General features: G+C 58.1%; 23 protein-coding genes and 3 pseudogenes. 13 read left to right on the top strand and 13 right to left on the bottom strand.

Annotation, left to right across the window (positions count from 1 at the left end):
• Positions 1-29 precede the first annotated feature (29 nt).
• Both AC07T0_RS23595 and AC07T0_RS23600 read right to left on the bottom strand, forming a co-directional pair.
• Positions 30-587 carry a VOC family protein gene (locus AC07T0_RS23595; protein ID WP_495003450.1) on the bottom strand — a complete coding sequence of 186 codons (558 nt, stop codon included), beginning with the start codon at positions 585-587 and terminating at the stop codon, positions 30-32.
• Positions 588-629: 42 nt separating this feature from the next.
• Positions 630-1,481 carry a fumarylacetoacetate hydrolase family protein gene (locus AC07T0_RS23600; protein WP_495003451.1) on the bottom strand — a complete coding sequence of 284 codons (852 nt, stop codon included), beginning with the start codon at positions 1,479-1,481 and terminating at the stop codon, positions 630-632.
• Positions 1,482-1,599: 118 nt separating this feature from the next.
• Here AC07T0_RS23600 and AC07T0_RS23605 point away from each other — a divergent pair, with 118 nt between their 5' ends.
• The 4 genes from AC07T0_RS23605 (at position 1,600) to AC07T0_RS23620 (ending at position 4,567) form a co-directional block, all read left to right on the top strand.
• Positions 1,600-2,181 (top strand): amino acid synthesis family protein, encoded by a 582-nt coding sequence (locus tag AC07T0_RS23605; RefSeq protein ID WP_495003452.1) that lies wholly within the window; start codon positions 1,600-1,602, stop codon positions 2,179-2,181.
• An 83-nt stretch (positions 2,182-2,264) separates the two neighbouring features.
• Positions 2,265-3,380 (top strand): alcohol dehydrogenase catalytic domain-containing protein, encoded by a 1,116-nt coding sequence (locus AC07T0_RS23610; protein WP_495003453.1) that lies wholly within the window; start codon positions 2,265-2,267, stop codon positions 3,378-3,380.
• A 60-nt stretch (positions 3,381-3,440) separates the two neighbouring features.
• On the top strand, positions 3,441-3,959 hold the full coding sequence (locus tag AC07T0_RS23615) for a cupin domain-containing protein (protein ID WP_495003454.1): 519 nt from the start codon (positions 3,441-3,443) through the stop codon (positions 3,957-3,959).
• A 47-nt stretch (positions 3,960-4,006) separates the two neighbouring features.
• Positions 4,007-4,567, top strand: coding sequence for an NADPH-dependent FMN reductase (locus tag AC07T0_RS23620; RefSeq protein WP_495003455.1), 561 nt, complete (start codon positions 4,007-4,009; stop codon positions 4,565-4,567).
• 62 nt (positions 4,568-4,629) lie between these two features.
• Here AC07T0_RS23620 and AC07T0_RS23625 read toward each other — a convergent pair whose 3' ends face one another.
• The 3 genes from AC07T0_RS23625 to AC07T0_RS23635 are packed head-to-tail and all read right to left on the bottom strand — an operon-like array spanning position 4,630 to position 6,616.
• Complete coding sequence (locus tag AC07T0_RS23625) at positions 4,630-5,115, bottom strand: MaoC family dehydratase (protein ID WP_495003456.1); 486 nt, start codon at positions 5,113-5,115, stop codon at positions 4,630-4,632.
• 16 nt (positions 5,116-5,131) lie between these two features.
• Positions 5,132-5,974 carry a 3-methyl-2-oxobutanoate hydroxymethyltransferase gene (gene panB / locus AC07T0_RS23630; RefSeq protein WP_495003457.1) on the bottom strand — a complete coding sequence of 281 codons (843 nt, stop codon included), beginning with the start codon at positions 5,972-5,974 and terminating at the stop codon, positions 5,132-5,134.
• A 24-nt stretch (positions 5,975-5,998) separates the two neighbouring features.
• Complete coding sequence (locus AC07T0_RS23635) at positions 5,999-6,616, bottom strand: LysE family translocator (protein WP_495003458.1); 618 nt, start codon at positions 6,614-6,616, stop codon at positions 5,999-6,001.
• Between the two features lie 147 nt (positions 6,617-6,763).
• Between AC07T0_RS23635 and AC07T0_RS23640 the strand changes: the two genes are divergently transcribed.
• Positions 6,764-7,216, top strand: a complete 453-nt coding sequence (locus AC07T0_RS23640; protein WP_495003459.1) for an Lrp/AsnC family transcriptional regulator — start codon at positions 6,764-6,766, stop codon at positions 7,214-7,216.
• A 308-nt stretch (positions 7,217-7,524) separates the two neighbouring features.
• Positions 7,525-7,635 (top strand): annotated as a pseudogene (locus AC07T0_RS23645) (hypothetical protein); the annotation flags it as partial.
• A 32-nt stretch (positions 7,636-7,667) separates the two neighbouring features.
• On the opposite strand, the gene AC07T0_RS23650 reads toward AC07T0_RS23645, so the two are convergent.
• Positions 7,668-8,021: a winged helix-turn-helix transcriptional regulator gene (locus AC07T0_RS23650; RefSeq protein ID WP_495003460.1), complete on the bottom strand. Its 354-nt coding sequence runs from the start codon at positions 8,019-8,021 to the stop codon at positions 7,668-7,670.
• A 102-nt stretch (positions 8,022-8,123) separates the two neighbouring features.
• Between AC07T0_RS23650 and AC07T0_RS23655 the strand changes: the two genes are divergently transcribed.
• Complete coding sequence (locus AC07T0_RS23655) at positions 8,124-8,870, top strand: NADPH-dependent F420 reductase (protein ID WP_495003461.1); 747 nt, start codon at positions 8,124-8,126, stop codon at positions 8,868-8,870.
• Positions 8,871-8,891: 21 nt separating this feature from the next.
• Here AC07T0_RS23655 and tnpC read toward each other — a convergent pair.
• Together tnpC and AC07T0_RS23665 are read right to left on the bottom strand one after the other, a co-directional pair.
• A pseudogene (gene tnpC, locus AC07T0_RS23660) lies at positions 8,892-9,665 on the bottom strand (IS66 family transposase); the annotation flags it as partial.
• A 498-nt stretch (positions 9,666-10,163) separates the two neighbouring features.
• Positions 10,164-10,781: an XRE family transcriptional regulator gene (locus AC07T0_RS23665; protein ID WP_121131710.1), complete on the bottom strand. Its 618-nt coding sequence runs from the start codon at positions 10,779-10,781 to the stop codon at positions 10,164-10,166.
• 46 nt (positions 10,782-10,827) lie between these two features.
• Between AC07T0_RS23665 and AC07T0_RS23670 the strand changes: the two genes are divergently transcribed.
• Both AC07T0_RS23670 and AC07T0_RS23675 read left to right on the top strand, forming a co-directional pair.
• Positions 10,828-11,553, top strand: a complete 726-nt coding sequence (locus AC07T0_RS23670) for a B3/B4 domain-containing protein (RefSeq protein WP_495003462.1) — start codon at positions 10,828-10,830, stop codon at positions 11,551-11,553.
• Positions 11,532-12,008: pseudogene (locus AC07T0_RS23675) on the top strand (ATP-binding cassette domain-containing protein); the annotation flags it as partial. The gene AC07T0_RS23670 and the pseudogene AC07T0_RS23675, both read left to right, overlap by 22 nt.
• 67 nt (positions 12,009-12,075) lie before the next feature.
• Here the strand turns inward: AC07T0_RS23675 and AC07T0_RS23680 are convergent.
• Together AC07T0_RS23680 and AC07T0_RS23685 are read right to left on the bottom strand one after the other, a co-directional pair.
• A complete protein-coding gene (locus AC07T0_RS23680) occupies positions 12,076-12,714 on the bottom strand; it encodes a LysE family translocator (RefSeq protein ID WP_495003463.1) in 639 nt (212 codons plus the stop codon).
• Positions 12,715-13,037: 323 nt separating this feature from the next.
• Positions 13,038-14,507 carry an efflux transporter outer membrane subunit gene (locus tag AC07T0_RS23685; protein ID WP_495003464.1) on the bottom strand — a complete coding sequence of 490 codons (1,470 nt, stop codon included), beginning with the start codon at positions 14,505-14,507 and terminating at the stop codon, positions 13,038-13,040.
• 88 nt (positions 14,508-14,595) lie between these two features.
• On the opposite strand from AC07T0_RS23685, the gene AC07T0_RS23690 reads away from it, so the two are divergent.
• From AC07T0_RS23690 to AC07T0_RS23705, 4 genes are all read left to right on the top strand, one after another.
• Positions 14,596-15,216, top strand: coding sequence for a TetR/AcrR family transcriptional regulator (locus AC07T0_RS23690; protein ID WP_495003465.1), 621 nt, complete (start codon positions 14,596-14,598; stop codon positions 15,214-15,216).
• Between the two features lie 178 nt (positions 15,217-15,394).
• Complete coding sequence (locus AC07T0_RS23695; protein ID WP_495003466.1) at positions 15,395-16,516, top strand: efflux RND transporter periplasmic adaptor subunit; 1,122 nt, start codon at positions 15,395-15,397, stop codon at positions 16,514-16,516.
• On the top strand, positions 16,513-19,599 hold the full coding sequence (locus AC07T0_RS23700) for an efflux RND transporter permease subunit (RefSeq protein WP_495003467.1): 3,087 nt from the start codon (positions 16,513-16,515) through the stop codon (positions 19,597-19,599). Before AC07T0_RS23695 ends, AC07T0_RS23700 begins: the two co-directional genes overlap by 4 nt.
• A gap of 287 nt (positions 19,600-19,886) precedes the next feature.
• A complete protein-coding gene (locus AC07T0_RS23705; protein ID WP_495003507.1) occupies positions 19,887-20,114 on the top strand; it encodes a YbiU family protein in 228 nt (75 codons plus the stop codon).
• Here the strand turns inward: AC07T0_RS23705 and AC07T0_RS23710 are convergent.
• From AC07T0_RS23710 to AC07T0_RS23720, 3 genes are all read right to left on the bottom strand, one after another.
• Entirely contained in the window at positions 20,071-21,000 is a 930-nt protein-coding gene (locus AC07T0_RS23710) for a sugar ABC transporter substrate-binding protein (protein WP_495003468.1), read from the bottom strand. The genes AC07T0_RS23705 and AC07T0_RS23710 overlap by 44 nt on opposite strands.
• Before the next feature lie 100 nt (positions 21,001-21,100).
• Positions 21,101-21,889: a TIM barrel protein gene (locus tag AC07T0_RS23715; RefSeq protein WP_495003469.1), complete on the bottom strand. Its 789-nt coding sequence runs from the start codon at positions 21,887-21,889 to the stop codon at positions 21,101-21,103.
• Complete coding sequence (locus AC07T0_RS23720; RefSeq protein WP_495003470.1) at positions 21,886-22,908, bottom strand: Gfo/Idh/MocA family oxidoreductase; 1,023 nt, start codon at positions 22,906-22,908, stop codon at positions 21,886-21,888. Before AC07T0_RS23720 ends, AC07T0_RS23715 begins: the two co-directional genes overlap by 4 nt.
• Positions 22,909-22,991: the final 83 nt, after the last annotated feature.

A 22,991-nucleotide genomic window follows, 5' to 3' on the forward strand; every position in this document is an offset into this window, starting at 1 on the left:
CGGCCCGACGCCGGTCGCCGCCAGGAGGCTTACCAGCGCACGCGCTGTTCGGCGATTCGCTCGCTGATGGATTGCATCCACTCGGCACGGGTCTGGAATCCGGGACGACGCAGGCACATGGCGTGGGTCTGGGCGCGGATCAGCTCAGTGCTTTGCTCCAGGTCCAAAGGTTCGCGGCACGGCTGGGCGGTATAGAAGGGCGAGTCGACGTACATCTCGATCGGGTTGCCTTCCGGGTCCTTGAAGTACAGGGACCAGGCGTTGCCATGGTCAACCTGGTCAATGGGCCCGATGCCGTTGGCCTTGGCGAACTGGTAAAAACGCTGCAGGTCTTCCAGGGAGTCGAGCAGGAAGGACAGCTGGTTGATCGGGTTGAAAGGCAGGTCCACCGGCTTGCCATCGAACAGCACCAATTGATGGTGGACTTCAGGATTTTGGGTCATGAAAAACAGGCGGTGGCCGGTGGACGCCACGCCTTTGTCGCTGACGACAAAGCCCAGCTTGCTGCAATAGAAATCGACCATGTTGTCTAGGTCGGCGCAGAAGGTCCCGGTGTGGGTGAAGTTGATGCGCGGAAGGGTGTTCATGCTTTGCTCCTGATTCTTGTCATTGTTTGTGCGAAGCGGGCTTCAAGCCTCGTCGATCACCGGGTTGGACAAGGTGCCGATCTGGGTGATCACCACCTCGAAGATGTCCCCGGGCTTGAGGAAAATTGGCGGCGTACGTTTGAAACCGATGCCGCTCGGGGTGCCGGTCGCCAGGATATCGCCCGGGTTCCAAGTCAGGGCCTTGGAGACGTAGGCGATCAGCGTCGGGATATCGAACGCCAGGTCGCCCAGGGAACCCTCCTGTAGCTGTTCACCGTTGAGAATGCCGCGAACTTGCAGCGCGCGATAGTCAGCAATTTCATCGGCGGTTACCAGCCATGGGCCAAGGGCGCCAGTGCTGCGGAAGGTCTTGCCCATGCCGTACTGGTGCGTGTGGAACTGCCAGTCGCGCACGCTGGCGTCGTTGAAGCAGGTGTAGCCTGCGACGTGCTCCATGGCGTCTTCCACGGCGATATGCGCGCCGCCTTTGCCAATGACCACCGCCAACTCTGCTTCAAAGTCGAACTGCTCGGAGACGGTCGGGCGCAGTAGCGGCTCGCCATGGGCCAGCAGGGTTTCGGCGAAACGCTGAAAGATCACCGGGTACTGGCCGACCTTGCGTCCGGCTTCTTCGGCATGGGCCACATAGTTGATGCCGACGCAGATGACCTTGCCCGGAGCCGGGATCACCGGGTCCAGGTGCACGCTGGCCAGGGGATAGTCCGGCGCCACTTCAGCGACCCGGGCCCGGGCCTGCAACAGCAGTTGTGGATTGGCCAGCAGTGCCGCCAGGTTGTCGACTCCGGGGAATTGCCGGCCCAGGTCGATGACCTGGTCGTCAACCACTGCGCCAAAGCAGGCTTGCTGGTCATGGTGATAGGAGATCAGTTTCATGGAGTGCTTTTCCTTTTTGTGCATAAAACATAATTTCTTGCACCATACATTACAAAATGCATATTATGGAAGCCCGCCAAGCAACTTCTTACAGGCGGGTGCCTGCCGGAGATCAAGCATGTCGTTGGTGAAGATCCGCAAATTCAAACTGGATATAGAAGAAGTGCATCATGAGGGCGGCCCGGTGGTGGCGGAGCCGTTGTTGATCGCGGTGGCCGTGGCGGTGGTGGAGAATCCCTATGCCGGGCGTTATGAAGAAAACCTGTTGCCGTTCATGGAGCAACTGCGGGCCCTGGGCAGTGAATTGTCCCTGCGCCTGATCACCGCCCTGGGCGGCCCGGAACGGATCCAGGCCTATGGCAAGGGCGCCATCGTCGGTGAGGACGGTGAACTGGAGCATGGCGCGGTGTGGCACGAGGCGGGTGGCTGGGCCATGCGTGAAGCGTTGGGCAATCCCAAGGCCATCGTCCCGGCGGCAAAAAGCATCGCCGGGCCCGGTTCGCGGATCATGATCCCCCTTGGGCATATCCAGGCGGCGTATGTGCGCAGTCACTTCGGCGTGGCCGAGATGAGTCTGTGGGACGGTCCGCGCCGCAACGAGATCGCCTTCGGCCTGGCCATGGCCACCGGCGGGCGGATCCACGCGCGTATCGGCGGTCTCGCCGCCAGTGACGTCAAAGGCGAGGATGGCCTGCGCTGAGTCCCACGAATTCTGTATAAAAGGCGTGCCTGTCTGATTCAGGCCGCCGCCGAGAACAACAACAAAAAACGTTGGAGAAAGTCATGAGTCCGAAAATGATGCGTGCAGCACGTATGTACGAAGGCGGCCAGCCGATGCAAATCGAAGAGGTACCGGTGCCGGCCATTCGCCCCACAGAGGTGCTGGTGAAGGTCGCCGCCTGCGGCATCGTGCCCAACCTGCACAATATCCTGACCAACTGGGTCACCTGGTTCCCTCATCTGCCATTGCCGAAACTTCCGGCGATCTTTGGCCTGGACCCGGCCGGGGTGATCGAGGCCGTGGGCGATCAGGTCTACGACTTCAAGCCCGGTGATCGGGTCTATGTCAATCCGGCGCGTTACTGCGGTTCGTGCCGCGCCTGCCGTGCCGGCAATACCACCGGTTGCAGTGCCTACACCTTCAACGGTTATTTCGGCTTTACCCCGCGCAGCCCGAGGATGTTCGAGGATTACCCTTACGGTGGCCTTTGCGAATACATGCCTGCACCGCAGTACAGCCTGGTGCGGCTGCCGGATAACCTGGGCTTCGAAACCGCCGCGCGCCTGGGTTACCTGGGGACCGCCTACCGCGCCTTGATCAAGGCCAATGCCGGTCCGGGCAGTACGATCCTGATCAACGGCATCACTGGCACCCTTGGCCTGGGAGCCGTGGCGCTGGCGTTGGCGATGGGGGTACGCAAGATCCTCGGCACCGCGCGCAACGAGACGCTGTTCCAGCGGGTCAAGGACCTGGCTGCGCCGGGACGTATCGAAATCCTTTCCCTGGGTTCCTGCCCAACCCACGAGTGGACTGACCGGGTCACCGGCGGCGAAGGCCTGGATGTGGTGATCGATGCTCTTGGGCCCGGCGCTCCTGCCGCGGGCCTGGTGGACGCCATGCGCGGCCTGCGGCGCGGCGGGCATCTGGTCAATATCGGCGCGGTAGCGGGTGAAGTGCCGCTCGATCTGCACTGGATGATGGACAATGATATCCAGCTCAGCGGTTCGGCCTGGTTCACCACCGGCCAAGGGCAGAACATGGCTGATATGGTGGAGTCCGGCGCACTGGACCTGTCGTTCTTCGAGCACAGCGTGTTTGCCCTGGAAGACGTCAACCAGGCCATCAGCGGGATCGAGAATCGCCAGGGTGGTTTCGGCAACTTCGTTATTCGTCCTTGAATGGCGCGAGGGCGCGGATAGTTCCGTGCCCTCGCCATGGGCTGGGCAGGAGAAAGCACAATGCAGATACGTAGAGTGGTCACCGGTCACGATGGGCAGGGCAAGTCGGTGTTTATCAGCGACGCCTGTGCCCCCCGGGCCAAGGATTTCAGCGATATTCCGGGTTATGGCTTCAGCTTGGTCTGGCTCGCTGGGCCGGCGCTCGACGGCGATCAGAGCACACTGGGCGGCTCGTTGTTGCCGGGGGCGGGTGGTTCGTCCTTGCTGATGATCAGCCTGCCGCCGGATTCGGTGATGGCTGCGCCAGTGGACCCGCAACGGGCGTTTGGCGAGATGCTCGAAGCGTTGCCGGGGCTGATCGAGTGCTTCGAACCCGAGGTGCCGGGTATGCACCGCACCCCGACGATCGACTATGTAGTGCTGATCGAAGGTGAATTATGGCTGGAGTTGGATGACGGCCAGGAACGCCTGGTGCGCAGCGGCGAGGTGGTGATCCAGAACGGTACCCGCCATGCCTGGCGCAACAAGTCCGACAAGGTGGCCAAGGCCGCGGTCTTTATGCAGGGCCTGGGTCGTTGAGCTTTGGCTTGGGACTGGGTACAAACGATTCGCCAGGAATGCCATCCATGACAGCAACTATCAATATTCTGGGTTTATCCGGCAGTCTGCGTCGGCAATCGGCGCACACGGCGGTGCTGCGTACGGTGGCCGAAAGGTTGCCCGATTCGGTGCGACTGAGCCTGCATGGACTGCAGGATATTCCGCCCTATAACGAAGACCACGATGGCCCCCACGCGCCGCCGGCGGTGGTCGCCCTACGTGCCGCGGTGGCCGAGGCCGACGGGCTGTTGATCGGTTCGCCGGAGTACAATCACGGCATGTCGGGGTTGTTGAAAAACGCCTTGGATTGGTTGTCCCGCCCCCATGGCCATTCGGTACTGAGCGGCCGACCGGTGCTGACCTTTACCGCCTCCCCGGCCTTTACCGGTGGCGTGCGGGCTCATCAACAACTGAATGAAACCTTGTGGGCCATCCAGGCGCAACTGGTGGTCTATCCGCAGATTGTGATTGGCGGCGTGACCGGCAAGGTCCAGGACGGATTTCTGGTAGACGAAGCCGTTGAGCAGTTTTTGATGGGCGGGATTGAGCGGCTGATTCAGACAGCCCAGGCTCAATCCAGTACTTGAGCCGAGTAGGGACACTTGTTCTACGAGTGTGTTGAGAAATCGACACACGATCGTCCACCCGGTCAATTTATGGAGACGGCAGCACCGTTGGTAGGATCTCCTTCAGAAAGCATCTGTTTGAGGCATTCTCGTTCTTCGGTTCCGGGGAGCACGCCAGTTGTGGTCGCCTCCAGCACGGTGATGCCCTCTGCGTTGAGTACCCTGACTTCGGCTTTTGCATGACCACGTTCATCGATGTCAACGATCAGCCAGTGGCAGGCGATCGACTCTCCCGGGTAAACCGGCCGTTTGAATGCAAGGTTCATCCCCGTCGCCAGCCAACCGATTTGCCCGCCAATTTCAGTGATGAGACTGGCTGTGAGCAGGCCATGGGCGATGGGCGTCTTGAACCTGCGCAGTTGCGCATAGCGTGCATCACAGTGAACCGGATTGTAGTCGCGAGAAATTTGCGAAAATTGACGAATCTCCTCATCTGAAAAACAGCGGAATATCGTGAACCGGTCGCCTATCTGTAAACCTTCAGCTGCGCGTTCTCTGGGGCTCTTCATAACGATTCCCGCGCAGTTAAAATGTGTGTTCGGGACCTGGGAACGTTCCTGCCCCCACTTCAAGTGCAAAGTCCCTTGCCGCCGTGTGAAGCACTGAACGAAGGTCAGCGTACTGTTTGACGAATCGCGGCAAGCGACCGGTGCGCAGTCCTGCCATATCCTGCCAGACCAGCACCTGGGCATCGCATTGGCTACCTGCGCCAATCCCGACGGTAGGAATTGAAATGGCTTCAGTGATCGCTCGCCCCACATCTCCTGGCACCATCTCGATCAAAACAGCAAATGCACCCGCTGCTTCAAACGCTCTGGCACTGTCTATCAGGCGCTGCGCATCTTCGCCCCGACCTTGAACACGATAACCACCTAGTTGATGTTCCATCTGCGGCGTGAAGCCGATGTGAGCCATGACGGGAATGCCGGACTGAACGAGTTTCTCGACCTGAGGCAGCATTTCAACTCCTCCCTCGAGTTTGACAGCATGCGCACCGCCTTCCTTCATGAACCGGACGGCGGTATGGAAACATTGCTCCGCCGAGGCCTGATAAGAGCCGAAAGGAAGATCGGCGATCACCAGCGCCCGCCGTGTCGAACGGCTGACCGAGCGAACCAGAGGGATAAGTTCGTCGACAGTGATGGATAGGGTGGATTCATTACCATAGACATTGTTGGACGCAGAGTCGCCGACTAACAGGACGGGTATTCCCGCTTCCTCGAAGATGGCTGCGCTGTACATGTCATACGCAGTGAGCATCGCCCATTTCTGGCCCTCTACTTTCATCTGTTTTAGATGGGGGATCCGGACGCGCGGTGCCTGGGAGACGTCAGAGGTACCGCCATATGGTGAAGACTGATCGGTCATGGTGTCGCCTCGTTTAAAAATGGATTAACCCAGCATTTGCTCGGTGAGCAGAGCGATCGCGATGATGATCATCGCTGCGCCGGAGAATCGGCTGACGAAACGAGCCGCAGCTGGACGTGCCTGCAGGACCACCTGTGAGCCAAATCCGACCAGCAGATAGATCACGCCGCAACTGACCGTGTGGATGAACCCCAGTGCAATCATCTGCATCGGAACAGACCAGACAGCGGTGGCGTCGGTGAACTGAGGCAAAAGCGCCAGGAACAGCAGGAACACCTTCGGATTCAGCCCGCTCACGCAAAGACCCTTGATCGCCCAGCGCTTCCAGGACCCCGACGTCTGAACATCATCAGAGTGTGGCGTAGCGGGGCGGGCAAGCATATTTAGACCTAACCAAAGCAGATAGCCCGCCCCGGCAACGGTCAGTACGGTCAAGGCAGTGGGGTGGTTCGCAACCAGCGTGCCGATACCACCGGCAACAATCATGGTCGCGATCAAATGGCCGGACACGAGCCCGCCCACGGCGGGTATGACGACTCGGCCCTTCATACCCGCCGAAATCGCATAGGCCCAATCTGCGCCCGGCGTGATAACGAATAGAATCGACACTGCCCAAAAGGCAACAAAAACGCTCAAGGTCATGGTGCTACCCACCTCTGCTGCTGACACACCGCGTGCTGCATCGTCCGGCTCCGGTAATTATTGGTGCGAGGAAGAATAATGAATTACTGTTAGAATTTACTTCCAAAGATAATCATTTGATTGCTGCAGGTGGGGAGATTATTCCAGATGGATAGGATTGATCGAAAGATTCTTTCTGAGCTGCAAAAGGACGGTCGCCTTTCGGTCACCGAATTGGCCGAGCGTGTGGGGCTGAGTCTTTCCCCTTGTCATCGACGAGTACGGGCACTGGAAGAGTCGGGTGTATTGCTCGGCTATAGAGCACAGCTGGACCCGGGTGCATTGGGCTTTAACTTTTCTGCCATGGTGTTTGCTACATTGCGTGAGGGGAACAGACAGGCTGTCGAGGCTTTCGAGGCGGCACTGGTTGACATCCCGCAGGTGGTCGATGCCCAAAGGTTATTTGGGGAACCGGACTATCTATTGCACGTCATCACTCAGGATTTGCCAGCATTTCAACGGCTTTATGATGAAAGCCTATCGACGTTGCCCAATGTGCTGCGGCTGACTTCGACACTTGTTATGAAGCGGGTTGTACAGGATAGGCCATTGCCTCTATAGCGCTGGATGCAGGCGAAAAGGTATGGGGGGATACCCGTGTGTGAGCGTGAGGTGGAAAATGTCCGCTTTTGGCCCAGGTTGTGTGAAAACATTGCCGATGGATCAAATAGCATAAGACAAACAACCTTAGGTCTTTCACACTCCATCTAAAGTGGGCCAGGAAAAAGACATGCCTTCACGTTTGGCATCCAGCTACCCAGATGTTCAACATGCATTGGACGCGATCATTCCAAGCAAAAAATTGGACGTGGCTACTCGAATTGTCCTATGCGCCGCCAGTGACGCCGCCAGTGACGCCGGGCTGGACCCAGCAGGCCCAGCGCAACGTCGAGTTGATGTGGCTGACGGGCCGTTTGGCTCCAGATTTCAAAACCATCGCCGACTTTCGTAAGGATAACGACAAGGCTATTCGCAGTGTCTGGTCTGGTAGGGGCAAGTCCACTCATAGCGCTCAGACGTGATCGCGCCTCATCTCCGCCCATTCAATCAACGCCTGGATTGACGGCCCGAGTGCATGGCCAATAGGCGTGAGCTGATACTCCACCCGAGGTGGCACCTGCGGGTACACCGTCCGGAGTACGATACCGTCCTTTTCTAGCTGCTTAAGCTGTTGGATCAGCATCTTCTGATTGATCCCCTCGATCAATTTCTCCAGATCCGAGAAGCGAAGCGCGCCCTTTGCCGCGAAAAGCTGGCACAAGATGATGATCTTCCATTTCCCTTCCAGTATGCGAAGAGTTTCAGTCGTCGCCTCAGCCCAATTTCTTCGATTTTGTGGATCGTCGCAGTTCCAGTCTCGTCCCATTTCTTTCTCGCAAGTGAGTTACCCACCTTTTGGTGTGTACTTACCATTATCTCATGAGCACCCTAAACTCGGTGCAAGGCAATCAATTAACGAGGTTTAGCCATGAAAATCGGCATCATCGGAACCGGAAATATCGGGGGTACCATCGCCCGTAAGCTTAGAGCTGCCGGTCATGAGATCCGTGTCGCAAACTCTGGAGGCGTCAACGGCGTTCGTGCGTTCGCCGAAGAAATTGGAGCGGAACCTGCAGATATTCGAGGCGCGGTAGATGGGGTGGATTTGATCGTACTGTCGATACCGCTACCTGCGTTGAGCGCACTCCCTTCTGACCTGTTTACCTCTGTGCCTGACAGCGTCCCGGTGGTGGACACCAGTAATTATTACCCTGGCTTGCGTGATCCCCACATTGCTGAAATCGATCAAGGGATGACGGAAAGCGTCTGGGTGACTAAGCAAATTGGGCGTCCTGTAATTAAAGCTTTCAACAATGTGCTGGCCTATACCTTGGCAGAGCTAGGTCTTCCGGAGGGTACTGAAGGTCGCCTGGCGGCAGCGGTAGCGGGTGACGATCACGAGGCCAAAGAGACGGTAATGTCACTGGTGAACCAAGCTGGCTTCGACCCGGTTGACGGCGGTTCTCTTGAAGAGTCTTGGAGGCAACAACCGTCCACACCGTGCTACTGCTGTGACTATGACGCTGAAACCATGCGCAGGGCTCTAGCGGTGGCAGTTAAGGGACAGGCAGCAATAAAGAGAGATGAACTGCCCCAGCACTTCGAGTGGCTCGGGCCGAACCCAAGCCATGGTGATCTTGTAGCCATGAACCGCTCCTTCAACCCGCTGGATTGACGTTCGCCAAATACGAGCGACTCAAACAACACCTGCCTCTTTGGAAGGTGAACGGCTCCAGCGCTGGGGTAACAGTAGCTCGACCTCGCTTGCTCGATGTGTAGGTAGGCGGGTCAGAACGTCCTTCAAGTAGGCATACGGATCATGCCCATTCATGCGTGCCGACTGGATCAAACTCATGATCGCTGCCGCTCGTTTGCCGCTGCGCAGCGACCCGGCGAACAGCCAGTTCGAGCGCCCAAGTGCCCACGGTCGTATCTGGTTTTCGATCTGGTTGTTATCGATGGGCACAGCCCCATCGTCCAGGTAGCGCGTCAGCGCTACCCAGCGTTTCAGGCTGTAATTGAGGGCTTTGGCAGTGGCCGAGCCGTTGGGCACCAAATCGCGCTGGGCCAACATCCAGTCATGCAGCGTGTTGATTATCGGCGCGGCCTTTTCCTGGCGTATTCGCCAACGATCCTCATCGCTCATGTCTCGGGCCTGCCGTTCAACTTCGTACAAGCCGCCAATCGAGTGCAGCGCCTGTTCCGCCAACTGACTTTTCTTGGCTACATGCAGATCGAAAAACTTGCGGCGGGCATGGGCCATGCAGCCGATTTCAGTGATGCCTTTTTCGAAACTAGCTTTGTAGCCGGCGAAGTCATCGCATACCAGCTTGCCGTTCCAGGCTCCCAGGAAGTTGCGCGCATGCTCTCCCGCCCGACTCGGGCTGAAGTCGTAAACCACGGCCCTGAGTGCCGAGAATGGCGTGGTGCCGTAGGCCCAGACGTAAGCCCGGTGAGTTTTCTTCTCGCCTGCGGGCCATTCGGGATGAACTGAAACGCCGACGCCACGAGTCTGTTCAAGTCGTGGGTCAGTGGCTTACCCGGGTGGTCACGGGATACTTCAATTACCACGCGGTGCCGGGAAACCTGATACGTCTTGGTGGTTTTCGGTTGGCGGTATGCCGTCTATGGCGGCAAGCCCTCACACGTCGCAGCCAGCGAAATCGGCTTCAATGGTCACGCTACGGACGCCTTGCCGATCTCTACATACCTAGACCCAGAAATGCACATCCTTACCCTGAGGATCGCTTCGCGTCACATACCCGAGGCAGGAGCCGTATGCGGTAGTTCCGCACGTACGGATCTGTGCGGGGGGGTGGCAGGTAACTGCCATCCCTACCGCGACCCGTGCGCCGGCTTCGGATGCCTGGAAAAACCGCTAGATGACCTTCATGCCTGCCGCCGAGCGCGGCAGGTAAACCCGACTCCTGGAAGGGCGATGGCGTCTTGAGCCCTGCTGCAGTAAAACTCAGATCTCTGGGGCTGACTGATGTATTTCAGTGACGGACATAGTGAATGTCAGCTTGGATTTACCGCCGTTTGAGTAGGCGTGTGGAAGGTCCGTTTTGGCCACCGCGGAGCAACCGGCATTAATGATCAGCTCTGTCTCGCCTACTTTGAATTGAAGGGTTCCTTTCTCTACGTGGAACAATTCAAAAGTGCCCTGCGGGTGTCCTGACGACGCAAATGACTCCCCTGGAAACATCTCCCAGCGCCATAGTTCAATCATGTTGGGCCCGGTTGTCCCGGCAAGAAGCCGCGCTGAACCTCCAAGGCTCCCGGTCCAAAGGGTCGGTATATCCTGACTTTCGATCAGGTGGGCAGAGGGGGTATCCGCCACATTCACAACATCCGCCACCGAAAGACCTAGCGCTGCGGCGATTTTGCACAGGATGCCGATGCTTGGGTTGGCGGTGCATTTCTCTATTTCGACGACCATCCCCTTACTGACACCTGAGCGACGAGAAAGCTCGTCCAAGGTGATCTTCTGCTTTTTTCGCTCATATTTGAGCTTGCGGGCTACAGCTTCGCTGACAGCCTGAGCATCAGCACCTGGCTCGGTCGATATATTGACTTTTTTGGTCATTGGTCGCTAGCATGTGATGAAATTTAGGGTTCAAGGGGATTCTCTGATGCTGTCCGTACTGCCGTCAATCGACCAAGATGTTGCCAATCTGGCCCCTGAGTTCAGAGCGTTGAGCATTGTGGTCGAAGCTGCGCCAATTACCAATCCGGACATCGCCAGGGAAGCTTTGGATCGAGCCTGTCAATCGGTCGCGGCAGGCGGCGCCAGTTGGGCGGACGCTCACCTGGCGGCCTGGGCGGATCTCTTCCGAAAATTCGGTGCCAAACCGCAGCGTACCCCTTGTTCGGCTGAAGCGCTGCGCAAGCGGGTGCTGCGTGACGGCAGCCTGCCGAGCATCGATCCGGTGGTAGACCTCTACAATGCGATCAGCATTGAGTATGCCGTCCCTGTCGGGGGGGAGAATGTCGAAGCCTATGTGGGGTCGCCACGACTTGCTGTCGCTGATGGCAGCGAACCCTTTGACACCGTGAAAGAAGGCGCCCCTGCCCATGAGTACCCTGATTCGGGTGAGGTCGTCTGGCGGGACGACAAAGGGGTGACTTGCCGCCGTTGGAATTGGCGCCAAGGCGTCAGAACACGACTGAGCGCTGATGCAAAGCACATGTGGTTCATTCTCGAAAGCCTGCCAGCCATGCCACTTGAGGCGTTGACGGAAGCCGGTGACAAGCTGATTGAAGGCTTGCAGCTGATGATGCCAGGTGCCCAGATCGAGAGCGCACTCATTGGTTCGGATGTTACGGTAACCACGAAGTGCTCAAGGGCGTTTCTCTGAGCGCCAAAACCGGTGATGTCATCAGCCTGATCGGCGCCAGCGGCTCGGGTAAAAGTACCTTCCTGCGTTGCATCAACTTTCTCGAAACCCTCAACGATGGTGCCATGAGTCTGGATGGCAAGCCGATTCGCATGGTCAAGGACCACCATGGTATGCATGTGGCTGACGCTGCTGAACTGCAACGACTGCGTACCCGTCTGTCCATGGTGTTCCAGCACTTCAACTTGTGGAGCCATATGACTGTGCTGGAAAACATCACCATGGCCTCGCGCCGGGTACTGGGTGTCAGCAAAAAGGAGGCTGAAGAGCGTGCTCGGCGTTATCTGGACAAGGTGGGGCTGCCGGCGCGCGTGGCGGAGCAATACCCGGCGTTCCTTTCCGGCGGCCAGCAACAGCGGGTGGCGATTGCTCGTGCACTGGCCATGGAACCGGAGATTCTTCTGTTCGACGAACCTACTCAATGGGCTGAAGTGAGAAAAGCTGAGAATGGATGCGAAGAGAAAAAATAACGCTTCGCCTCCATTAGGTCCTCGTTAACAAAAGCTTAAGTCCTGCCGCTCCGAAAACCATCGCCAGCGAACCTTCAATCCATCGGCGCGCACACCGGTAAGCACGAATCATGGGCGCAGTTGAGAAGGCAATTGCATAGCCGCAGAAGATGGTGATGCTGAGTACCGCGCAACCTGCCAAAATGAGGGAAACTGTCGATTGCGAAGCTTCTGGGCCCAAGCCAAGCGTCATCGTGGCGACCCAGCCAAGGAGTGCCTTGGGGTTGGTCAGATGCATGAGCAGGCCACGTTGGTACAGCTTGAAGCCGGTTATTTTAGACGATTGGGTAGCAGCACCTTTCTCAAGTTGCTCATCGGTCTTGAGTGCAGAACGAGCAGCTTTGAAACCGAGGAAAAGCAGATAAGCTCCTCCCAAAACCTTCATGACAATCAGCGCTTTCGCGTACTCGGCCAGGACAGCGGATATGCCCGTGGCGGCAAGGAAGCCCCAGAACAGTGAGCCGCTTACCACCCCTGCCGCCAAGCAGAGGGCGGCTTGCCTGCCTTGCTGCATGGCAACCCCCATGATGCGCATATTGCTCGGCCCTGGACTTGCCGCACCGATGACGTAGACCGTGAAAACCAGCAATAGATGATGAAAATCAGCTGACATGTATAGCCTCGTTGAAGGATGAGTGACGGCGAGGGCACTATAGATATCACCGACCGTTTTGGTCAATATAGTGACCTTTGTGAGTGTTCCGCAATCGGTCGAGCCAGGTTGGTGTTGCGCTCTTCGCGATTTTTTGGAGGCTCGATACCCGATGAAAACCAGTCCAGAATCAAGCCCATTTCTGCCCTCAGGAATCCACGAAGTTTTCTTGGTACATTTTTTTGTAATTAATCCGGCGCTTGGTAAATCACTGTGCGCCAGAAAAAAACGGCCGATTAAGGCCGTAAATTGGGATGAAACGGCGGTATTACATTCAAAGGGCGCTAGTGTGCCTTCGTGATAAAGCGAGACTCTGAGTCGTCGCTCTTCCAGCCGCCTCCCAATGCATTGAATGTGGCCACAGCAGCGCGAGCCGATTCGGTTTGTGCCTGTGCTCTACCGTCAGATGCCGCTAACAGGTGCTCATCGGCGTCCAGCACTTCGATCAGGCTGATAACACCTTTTTGATACGCGGCAAACGACGTCGCTCGGGCTTTCGCATAGGCAGACTCGGCCTGGGCGAGCTTTGTCGATTGCTGCTTGCGGTTGACCAGCGCCGAAAAAGCGGTTTCGACGTCCTCGGTGGCCCGTAGAGCTGACTGGCGGTAAGCGGCTAACGCTTCCGCTTCCTGGCCTTTCGCCAAGTCAATCTGGGCGTTGATGCGGCCAAAATCGAACAGTCTCCAGCGCAATCCCAATACCGTCGAGGCCTGGCTGGCGCCGTTGCTGAACAGATTTGCGCTGGAGACCGATGTGGCGCTGCCTAGCAAGGCACTCACGGAGAGTTTGGGGTAATACTCGGAAATGGCTTCGCCAATGCGGGCGCTGGATGCCGCAAGGCGGCGCTCAGCGACGATCAAGTCAGGGCGCCGGCGTAGCAGGTCGGCCGGAGAGCCCATTTTGGCGAAGCTTGGCACATCGGGTATACGCGCCGGCTCAGTCAACTGCGCGCTGTAAGTGCCCGGTGGTTTGCCCAACAATACATCCAAGGCATTCATCGCCGCGTCGAGGCTGGCTTGCAGTACCGGTACGGTTGCCTGGGCTTGATTCAGCGATCCTTGGGTCTGGTTCAATTGCAGATCAGCAACCAGTCCTTTTGCGTAGAGGTGTTCAAGGGTAGTGAGCAACTGTTGGCGAGTCTCAACTTGCTGTCGGGCAATTTCCAAGCGTGCCTGCAGGCCACGGACGCTGAGGTAAAGGTCTGCGGTCTGCGCCACCACTGCCAGGCGTGTGGCAATTGCTCCGGCTTGCGATGCCTGATAGTCGGCGAGGGCGGCCTCTTTGCCCCGGCGCAGCCCACCAAACACATCCAGCTCCCAGCCTGCATTCAAGTCCGCCTCGTAGGCACTCCCGTAGCGATCATAGGAAGGGTTTGAGTTCAGCACCTGGCCTAGCGGTGTCTCTACTGACTGACGGGCCCGGGCTGCTTGAGCATTGACGGTGGCCGATGGCAAAAGGGCGGCGTTGGCTGCGCTCAGACCTGCACGAGCCTGCTTGATCCTTGCAGTTGCCTGGGCCAAGTCGAGATTCTGTTCAAGCGCTCGATTTATCAGTTGGCTCAGTACCGGGTCATTGAACGTGTTCCACCAAGCGGCTAGATCGGTTGTTGTAGCACTCGCCTGTTGTGCTTTGGGTGTTTGAGTCGAGAAATGCTCGGGCAATTCCATAATGGGTTCTGAGTAGTCGGAGCCCACTGTGCAGCCCGCAACCATACCGAAACACAGCAAGGCGGCGAAACGAAGAGGAGGGTACATGCGATACCTTCGGAATGGTTGGGTATGTGACCATATTACAATTTGGTCACTTGTTGTCAATCACCCTTTGGGTGAGTAAGCTGATCGCATGAACCCGCCATCAATATCTTCGCCCAGCGCCCGTGGCCCAGCCGATCACGACATTCGAGACCAGATTGTTGCGGCGGCCAACGAACATTTCAGTCAATACGGTTACGGTAAAACAACGGTCTCCGATCTGGCCAAGGCCATCGGTTTTTCCAAGGCTTACATCTACAAGTTCTTTGATTCCAAACAGGCGATTGGTGATGCCATCTGCGCACATTGCCTGGAGCAAATCGTCGCGACGGTGGAACAGGCGATCAATGCGGACGCCATCTCGCCGACCGAGCGCTTTCGGCGCTTGGTCAAAACCCTGATCGTTACAGGTGTGAACCTGTTTTTTAACGACCGAAAACTCTATGACATCGCAGCGTTCGCCGCGTCGGAAAGCTGGCCCAGCTCGCAGGTCTATGACGCACGTATCAAGCACTTTGTGTTGCAAATCGTGCGTCAGGGGCGAGAGCTTGGGGAGTTTGAACGCAAGACACCGTTGGATGAGACAGTCGAAGCGATACATCTCGCTCTACGGCCCTTCATCAACCCTTTGTTGTTGCAGTACAACCTCGATTTTGTTGAAGAGGCCCCTTCGCTCATCTCCAATCTTGTTCTGCGTAGCCTGATGCCTTAAGCGTTGCAGCTGGCAGATGTGTTGCGCACCCGTGTCAGCGAGCGCGTCTGAAAAATCAGATATCAAACCACTCTCGGTTGCCCTGATCTGCAGGGCGACTATCATTTGCCTGGATTGTGACTATTGACATAAATGGTTACTTGAATAAGCATGGTGCATCCGCTACCGAGAGGTCTCCATGATCCAGCGCCATTACAGATTATTTATTTTCATTGGTTTGTTGCCGTTTGCCCTGGCTGCATGCAACGAAGCCATGCCTGCAGATCCTCGTCTCCAAGTGCCCTTGGTGCGTATCGGTGTGGTTCAACCTTCCGCGCCTGCGCCACGGGTGTTCACCGGTATCGTCGCTGCCCGAGTTCAGAGTGATCTCGGTTTTCGAGTGCCAGGGAAAGTGTTGGAGCGCTTGGTGGATACCGGACAGAGTGTCAAGCGCGGGCAGCCACTCATGCGAATCGATGCTAACGATCTGACGCTGACCGCACGGGCACAGCAGGACGCCGTACTGGCGGCCTTGGCTCGGGCCCGGCAGGCCTCTGATGATGAGCTTCGCTACCGTGATCTGGTATCTGTCGGAGCGGTGTCCGCTTCCACTTACGCAGGAATTAAAGCGGCTGCCGACTCGGCGAAAGCCCAACTCAACGCGGCCCAAGCCCAGGCTGATGTGGCGAGAAACGCGACGGGTTACTCGACGTTATTGGCTGATGCCGACGGGGTTGTGGTGGACACCTTGGCGGAGCCGGGGCAGGTGATTGGCGCAGGTCAGGTGGTGGTGCGCGTTGCCCATTCAGGACAACGCGAGGCAGTGATCCAGTTACCCGAGACGCTACGTCCTTCGTTGGGTTCGTCGGCGACGGTTGAGCTCTATGGGCAGAGCCTAAGTGCAGGCAGCGCGCGTTTACGCCAACTATCCGATTCAGCTGACCGACAGACCCGAACTTTCGAAGCGCGTTATGTGTTGGAGGGGGTACTTTCCAAGGCGACGCTGGGCTCGACGATCTCAGTGGTGATAGCTGATGCGGAGGTTGCCGATGCCAGGGAGTTGCAGGTGCCCATGGGGGCCCTTTACGACGCAGGTAAAGGTCCGGGCGTCTGGGTGGTCGGGGGCGAGCCGGAGCGTGTGGCCTGGCGACCGATCACGGTTCGCAGTCTGAACAATGAAGCCAGCGTGCGCGTGATGGGTGATTTGCAGGTGGGGGATCGTGTCGTTGCATTGGGCGCTCACCTGTTGAGTGAGGGAGAGCAGGTCAGGACTGAAACGGCAATGACCCTTCAGCCACCCGTGGCCGAGGTGCGTCGATGAGCGGGTTCAATTTGTCCGCACTGGCGGTGCGCGAGCGCTCAATCACCCTGTTCTTGATCCTGCTTATTTCTGTGGGTGGGCTGTTTGTCTTCTTCAAACTGGGACGTGCGGAAGACCCCGCATTCACCATCAAGCAAATGACGGTGGTGACAGCCTGGCCTGGGGCAACGGCTCAGGAGATGCAAGACCAGGTGGCGGAAAAGCTGGAAAAACGCATGCAGGAACTGCGTTGGTACGATCGGACCGAGACCTTTACCCGGCCCGGCTTGGCCTTCACCACGGTTTACCTGCTCGATAGCACACCGCCCTCCGCTGTTCAGGAGGAGTTTTACCAGGCTCGCAAGAAAATCCTGGATGAGGAGAAAGGGTTGCCGTCCGGGGTAATCGGGCCGATGGTCAATGATGAGTATTCCGATGTCACCTTCGCTCTTTATGCGCTAAAGGCCAAGGGTGAACCGCAACGCTTGCTGGTGCGCGAAGCCGAGGGCTTGCGCCAGCGTTTGCTGCATGTAGCGGGAGTGAAGAAGGTCAATATCATCGGTGAACAGGCCGAGCGCATTTTCGTCGAGCTGTCCTACGAGCGTCTGGCGACACTGGGCATTTCCGCACGAGACATCTTCAGTGCGCTGAACACGCAGAACATGATGACTCCGGCCGGCTCGGTTGAAGCCAAGGGCCCGCAGGTTTTCATTCGTCTGGATGGTGCATTTGACGATCTGCAGAAGATTCGTGATACCCCACTGACGGTGCAGGGCAGAACCCTCAAGTTGTCCGATGTGGCCGAGGTCAAGCGCGGTTATGAGGACCCGGCGACGTTCCTGGTGCGTAACAACGGCGAGCCTGCATTGTTGCTCGGCGTGGTCATGCGCGATGGCTGGAACGGCCTGGATCTGGGGAAGTCGCTGGAAGCCGAGGCTGCAGCGATCAATGAGCAAATGCCCTTGGGCATGAGTCTGACCAAGGTCACGGACCAGGCGGTGAACATTGGGGCGTCCGTCAACGAGTTCATGCTGAAGTTCTTTGCCGCGCTGGGCGTCGTGCTGCTGGTGTGCTTCCTCAGCATGGGCTGGCGCGTCGGCATTGTGGTCGCCGCGGCAGTACCGTTGACCCTGGCCGCGGTGTTCATTGTCATGGCGGCCACAGGCAAGGATTTTGACCGAATTACCCTGGGCTCGTTGATTTTGGCGCTGGGGTTGCTGGTCGACGATGCAATCATTGCCATCGAGATGATGGTGGTGAAGATGGAGGAGGGCTACGACCGGATCAAAGCCTCGGCTTATGCCTGGAGCCACACGGCCGCTCCGATGTTGTCGGGTACGCTGGTCACGGCTATCGGCTTTATGCCCAACGGCTTTGCCAAGTCGACGGCCGGTGAGTACACCGCCAATATGTTCTGGATCGTCGGTATCGCACTCATCACCTCCTGGGTCGTGGCAGTGGTGTTTACACCCTACCTGGGCGTCAAACTGCTGCCGCAGCTCAAGGTGCCCGAGGGTGGTCACACCGCCATTTACGGTACGCCGAATTACCGGCGTTTCAGGCGCCTGCTGGGCGGCGTTATCCGCCGCAAAGGCCTGGTGGCTGTCTGCGTCGTAGGCTTGTTCATTGCTGCGATTCTGAGCATGGGCGTGGTGAAGAAGCAGTTCTTTCCAACTTCCGATCGACCCGAGGTGCTGGTTGAGGTGCAGATGCCTTACGGCACGTCGATCGAGCAGACTGATGTAGCCACAGCCAAGGTCGAGGCGTGGTTGGCAACGCAGCCGGAAGCCAAGATCGTCACCGCTTACATTGGTCAGGGTGCACCGCGCTTCTACCTGGCCATGGCACCTGAGTTGCCCGATCCTTCGTTTGCAAAAATCGTCGTACTGACCGCGAATCAGCAAGAGCGTGAGGCACTCAAGCTCCGACTCAGGCAAGCCGCCGCCGATGGCTTGGCGCCTGAAGCCCGGGTGCGTGTGACGCAGTTGGTATTTGGTCCTTATTCACCTTTTCCGGTGGCTTTTCGGGTGGTGGGTGCGGATCCGGCGGTGTTGCGTAATATCGCCGCGCAGGTGCGTGAGGTGATGACTGCCAGCCCAATGATGAGAACCGTCAACACGGACTTGGGTGAGCGCGCACCGGCACTTCATCTCACGCTGGATCAGGATCGTCTACAAGCGTTCGGCTTGACCTCGACGGATGTCGCGCAACAGCTGCAGTTCCTGCTGGTGGGGGTGCCTGTTACCGAGGTGCGTGAAGACATTCGTTCGGTTCAGGTGGTCGCACGCTCTGCCGGAGAGACGCGTCTGGATCCGTCGAAAATTTCCGCCTTCACGCTGACCGGCGCCCAGGGGCAGCGAGTGTCGTTGTCCCAGGTAGGGGTGGTCGATGTTCGGATGGAGGAGCCTATCCTGCGACGTCGCGATCGTACGCCGACCATAACCGTACGCGGTGATGTGGCCGAAGGTCTTCAGCCTCCCGATGTCTCCAATGCCGTGATGGCGCAGTTGCAGCCGCTCATTGAAAAGTTGCCCGTGGGCTACCGGATCGAGCTGGCTGGTTCCATCGAGGAATCAGACAAAGCGAACAAGGCATTGCTGCCGTTGTTCCCGATCATGATCGCGCTGATGTTGCTGACCATCATTATTCAGGTGCGTTCGATGTCGGCCATGATGATGGTTTTCGCCACGGCGCCTTTGGGTCTGATTGGTGTGGTGCCGATTCTTCTGTTGTTTCAGCAGCCGTTCGGGATCAACGCCTTGGTTGGACTGATTGCGTTGTCAGGGATTCTGATGCGCAACACGCTGATCCTTATCGGACAGATTCACGCCAATGAGAAGTTCGGTCTTTCGCCTTATGACGCAGTGGTTGAAGCCACTGTTCAGCGTGCGCGGCCGGTGATTCTCACGGCGCTGGCGGCGATGCTGGCATTCATTCCGCTGACTCACTCGGTGTTCTGGGGAACGCTGGCCTACACGCTGATCGGCGGCACCTTTGCCGGCACAGTGCTGACACTGGTGTTCCTGCCGGCGATGTATTCCCTCTGGTTCAAGATCAAGCCCGAGCCTGCACATGAGCTCGCTGCGAACACTCACGTTGCTTGATGGCTGAGTACCTGGATCGCCTTCATCCGTTTCTGCTACCCACGTTCAGTGATTAATCATGGAGTCATAATAATGAAAAAATAATCCTCAAGACTTCCCTTGGCCTCGCTGCAATGCTTGCATCCGGGCATTTGTTTGCGAGTGGTTTTGCCATCAACGAACAAAGTATCAGCGGTATGGGGACTGGATTCTCAACGGTTTCGGTACTTCTGTCACCTACCGCTTCTGAGTGGTTGCGCGGTGCCGAACACCCGACAACCACGCTTGGCAAAAATTTGCACGGTGACATGCCCGCGGCGCCTATGTGCCCGAAAAACCTGCGTTACGCCGAGGAGGTGTTCAGGGCGTTCGAGCAGGGCGTGCCCCCTGACGATTTTCCTCGTGAAGATTACGAAAAGGCCTGGGAGGCGCGTTTCACCGTAGAGCGCCTGAACGCGCTGGGACGTGCCGGGGTTGGGTTAGCATTCGACGCTATTTATAATGTTGCTCAAACATGGCCACCTGTTCCGGCGTGATCAGCTGAAAGGGCACCCAGACATCCGTCTCGACCGGCTCGCCCTTGATCATTTTGATGGCCGCTTGCAGTGCGACGCTGGCTTGGGCCTTGGGGTCTTGAAAGACCGAGGCGACCAGCATCCCGCGCTTGATCGCCGCCAGTCCGTCAGGCAGGCCGTCGATGCCGACAATGGCTATTTCACCCTTGGCTTTACCGGCTTGCTGCAGTGCCATGGCGGCGCCGATGGCCATCTCGTCATTGTTGGCCACGATGGCGTCAAAGCGGGTGCCGGCCAGCAGCCAGTTGCTAGTCAGGTCCATGCCTTTGTTGCGCTGCCATTCAGCCGTTTGTTGTTCGACGATCTTGATGTCGGGATAGTCCTTGAGCACCTGTTTGACGCCTTCGGTGCGGTCATGCGTGGAGTTTTGCGCCAGGTCGCCCATGATGATCGCGAGGGTGCCCTTGCCCCCCAGCTTTTTCGCCAGATAGCGCATCTGCAGCTGTCCGGCCTCAATGTCATTGGACGCCACCGTGACCACGCCTTTGGGCAGGACACGTTCGTCCGGGTGACGGTTGACGTAGACCAGCGGGGTCTTTGCCTCGACGGCGGCGCGGGTCACGTTGGCGGTGGCGGCGGTGTCCACGGGCAAGACGATGACCGCGTCTACCTTCTGATTGAGAAAGTCCTGGACCTGATTGAGCTGGCGCACCACGTCGCCCTGGGCATCCTCGAACTGGATCTGGACGTTTTCCTTTTTGGCGGCGTCTTCCAGGCCGCTGCGTACATAGGTCATGAAGTTGTCGTCAACCCTGGCAATGCTGACGCCGATACGATAGCTGGAGGCAGCGGCCCATTGGCTGAAGAGTAATAACAGGGTGGCAAAAAGCACTGTGCAACGACGCATGATGGTTTTCCTTTTGTTGTTATGAGTTGAAGCTCATCAAGATCAACCGTGAAGGTTGGTGGCGCGCTTTGAGTCAACGTCCGAGCGCGCCGCAGGCTCCTCAATCCAGCGTGAACGCCTGTCGGAAGCGTTCCAATGCCGCTTCGCTAGCGCCGCTGGCCCAGCTCTCGAGCCCGACAACACCGGTGTATCCCATGCCGAACAAGGCTTTGGCAATGGCTGGATAATGGATTTCGCCGGTGCCGGGTTCCATGCGGCCGGGGACGTCGGCGACCTGGATTTCCCCGATGGCGCTGCCGGCGCGTCCGATCAGTTCGATCAGGTTCCCTTCGCCGATTTGGGCGTGGTAAAGATCCAGGTTCATCTTCAGATAAGGGCTGCCCACGGCCTCGATCAGTGCCAGGGTGTCGTCGGCGCGAGCAAACGGAGTGCCGGGATGGTCCACTTCGGTGTTGAGGTTTTCCAGCAGGAACACCCGGCCGGCGTCTTCGCCCAGGCGCGCGATTTTTTCCAGGGTCTTGCAGGCGCTCAACCACATGCGGCCCGTGGTCTGGGCCACGGGTTTGACCGGTAAGCCCTGGTCGCCCAGGCCAGTGCCGTGCAGGTTGAGACTCGGGCAATTCAATTGTGCGGCGACAGCCAGCGATTCCCGTGCGCTGTCAAGCAGGTGCTGGATGTCCTCGGGATCGGTCAGGTTGCCCGAGATGTAGCCGGTCATGGAGGTGAAGTCAGCGCCGGTGGCGACCAGGGCCGCCATGTCTTTCGTCGTCCAGTCCCAGATTTCGACACTGAAACCCAGTGCGTGAATCCGTTTGACGCGCTCGGTGAATGGCAGGTCGAGGAAGACCATCTCGGCGCTGACCGCCAGTTTGAACGGTGTGAAACTCATGAGCGGGCTCCTTGCACACGCACCGGTTTGCCCTGCTGGAAGGACTCGATGCAGGCGCGGGCAATCGCAAGTGCCGCTCGGGCATCTTCGCCGCTGGCCAGTGGTTTTTCGCCAGTGCGCAGACAATCGACAAAGTGGTTGAGCTCGGCCACATAGGCGTCACGCAGCAGGTCAGTGTCCAGGCGCTGGGTGTCGGCCTGGATACCATTGGCCAGATAGCGAACCAGGTCAGAGTCATTCACGCCGCCCATGGTCAGCATGCCTGCGCTGCCGAAGACTTCGCCCCGAACGTCGTAGCCATAAACTGCCTGGAAGTTGGCCTCGGCCGTGGCGATGGCGCCGTTATCAAAACGGATCGTGACCACAGCGGTGTCCAGAAATCCTTTGCTCTTGTAGTCCGGTGCAATCAGCGCATCGGCCATGACGAACACTTCGACCGCTTCGGCGCCGGGGTTCAGGTAGCGCAGGGTATCGAAGTCATGAATCAGGGTTTCAAGGAAAATCACCCACTGTGGTGAGGCGGCCGGATTGTTCAGCGCCGGGTCGCGAGTCAACGAGCGCAGCAGTTGCGGCTTGCCGATACGGCCGGCGACCACATCCAGGTGCGCAGCCCGGAAGCTTTTGGCGAAGCGGCGATTGAAGCCGACTTGCAGTGTCACTTGGGCGTCGGCAGCGGCAGCGATGGCGCGGTCGGCTTCGTCCAGGGTGATGGCCATGGGTTTTTCACAGAACACCCCTTTGCCGGCCCGGGCGGCGCTGATCACCAGTTCGGCATGGCTGCGGGCCGGGGCGGCGATCAACACGCCGTCAATGTCCGGGTCATCGAGCAGTTGCTGTGGATCGGTATAGACCCGCTGTACACCCAACTCTGCCGCCAGGCGAGAGGCCTGGCCGGGTGTCGGGTCGGCGATGGCGGCCAGACAAGCGCCAGGAATGTGCCGGGCCGCGGTCAGGCCGTGAAAGCTGCCCATGCGGCCGGCGCCGATAAGGCCGAGACGGAGGGTCTTGGATGCACTCATGAATGACTCCCTTTTATTGTTGTTCAATGATTCGACAGCAGGAATGCCCTCGCTGGTACAAGGCAGTCAGCAAGTGCTGTGCC

The organism is Pseudomonas sp. GW821-FHT04D07 (assembly GCF_059420225.1).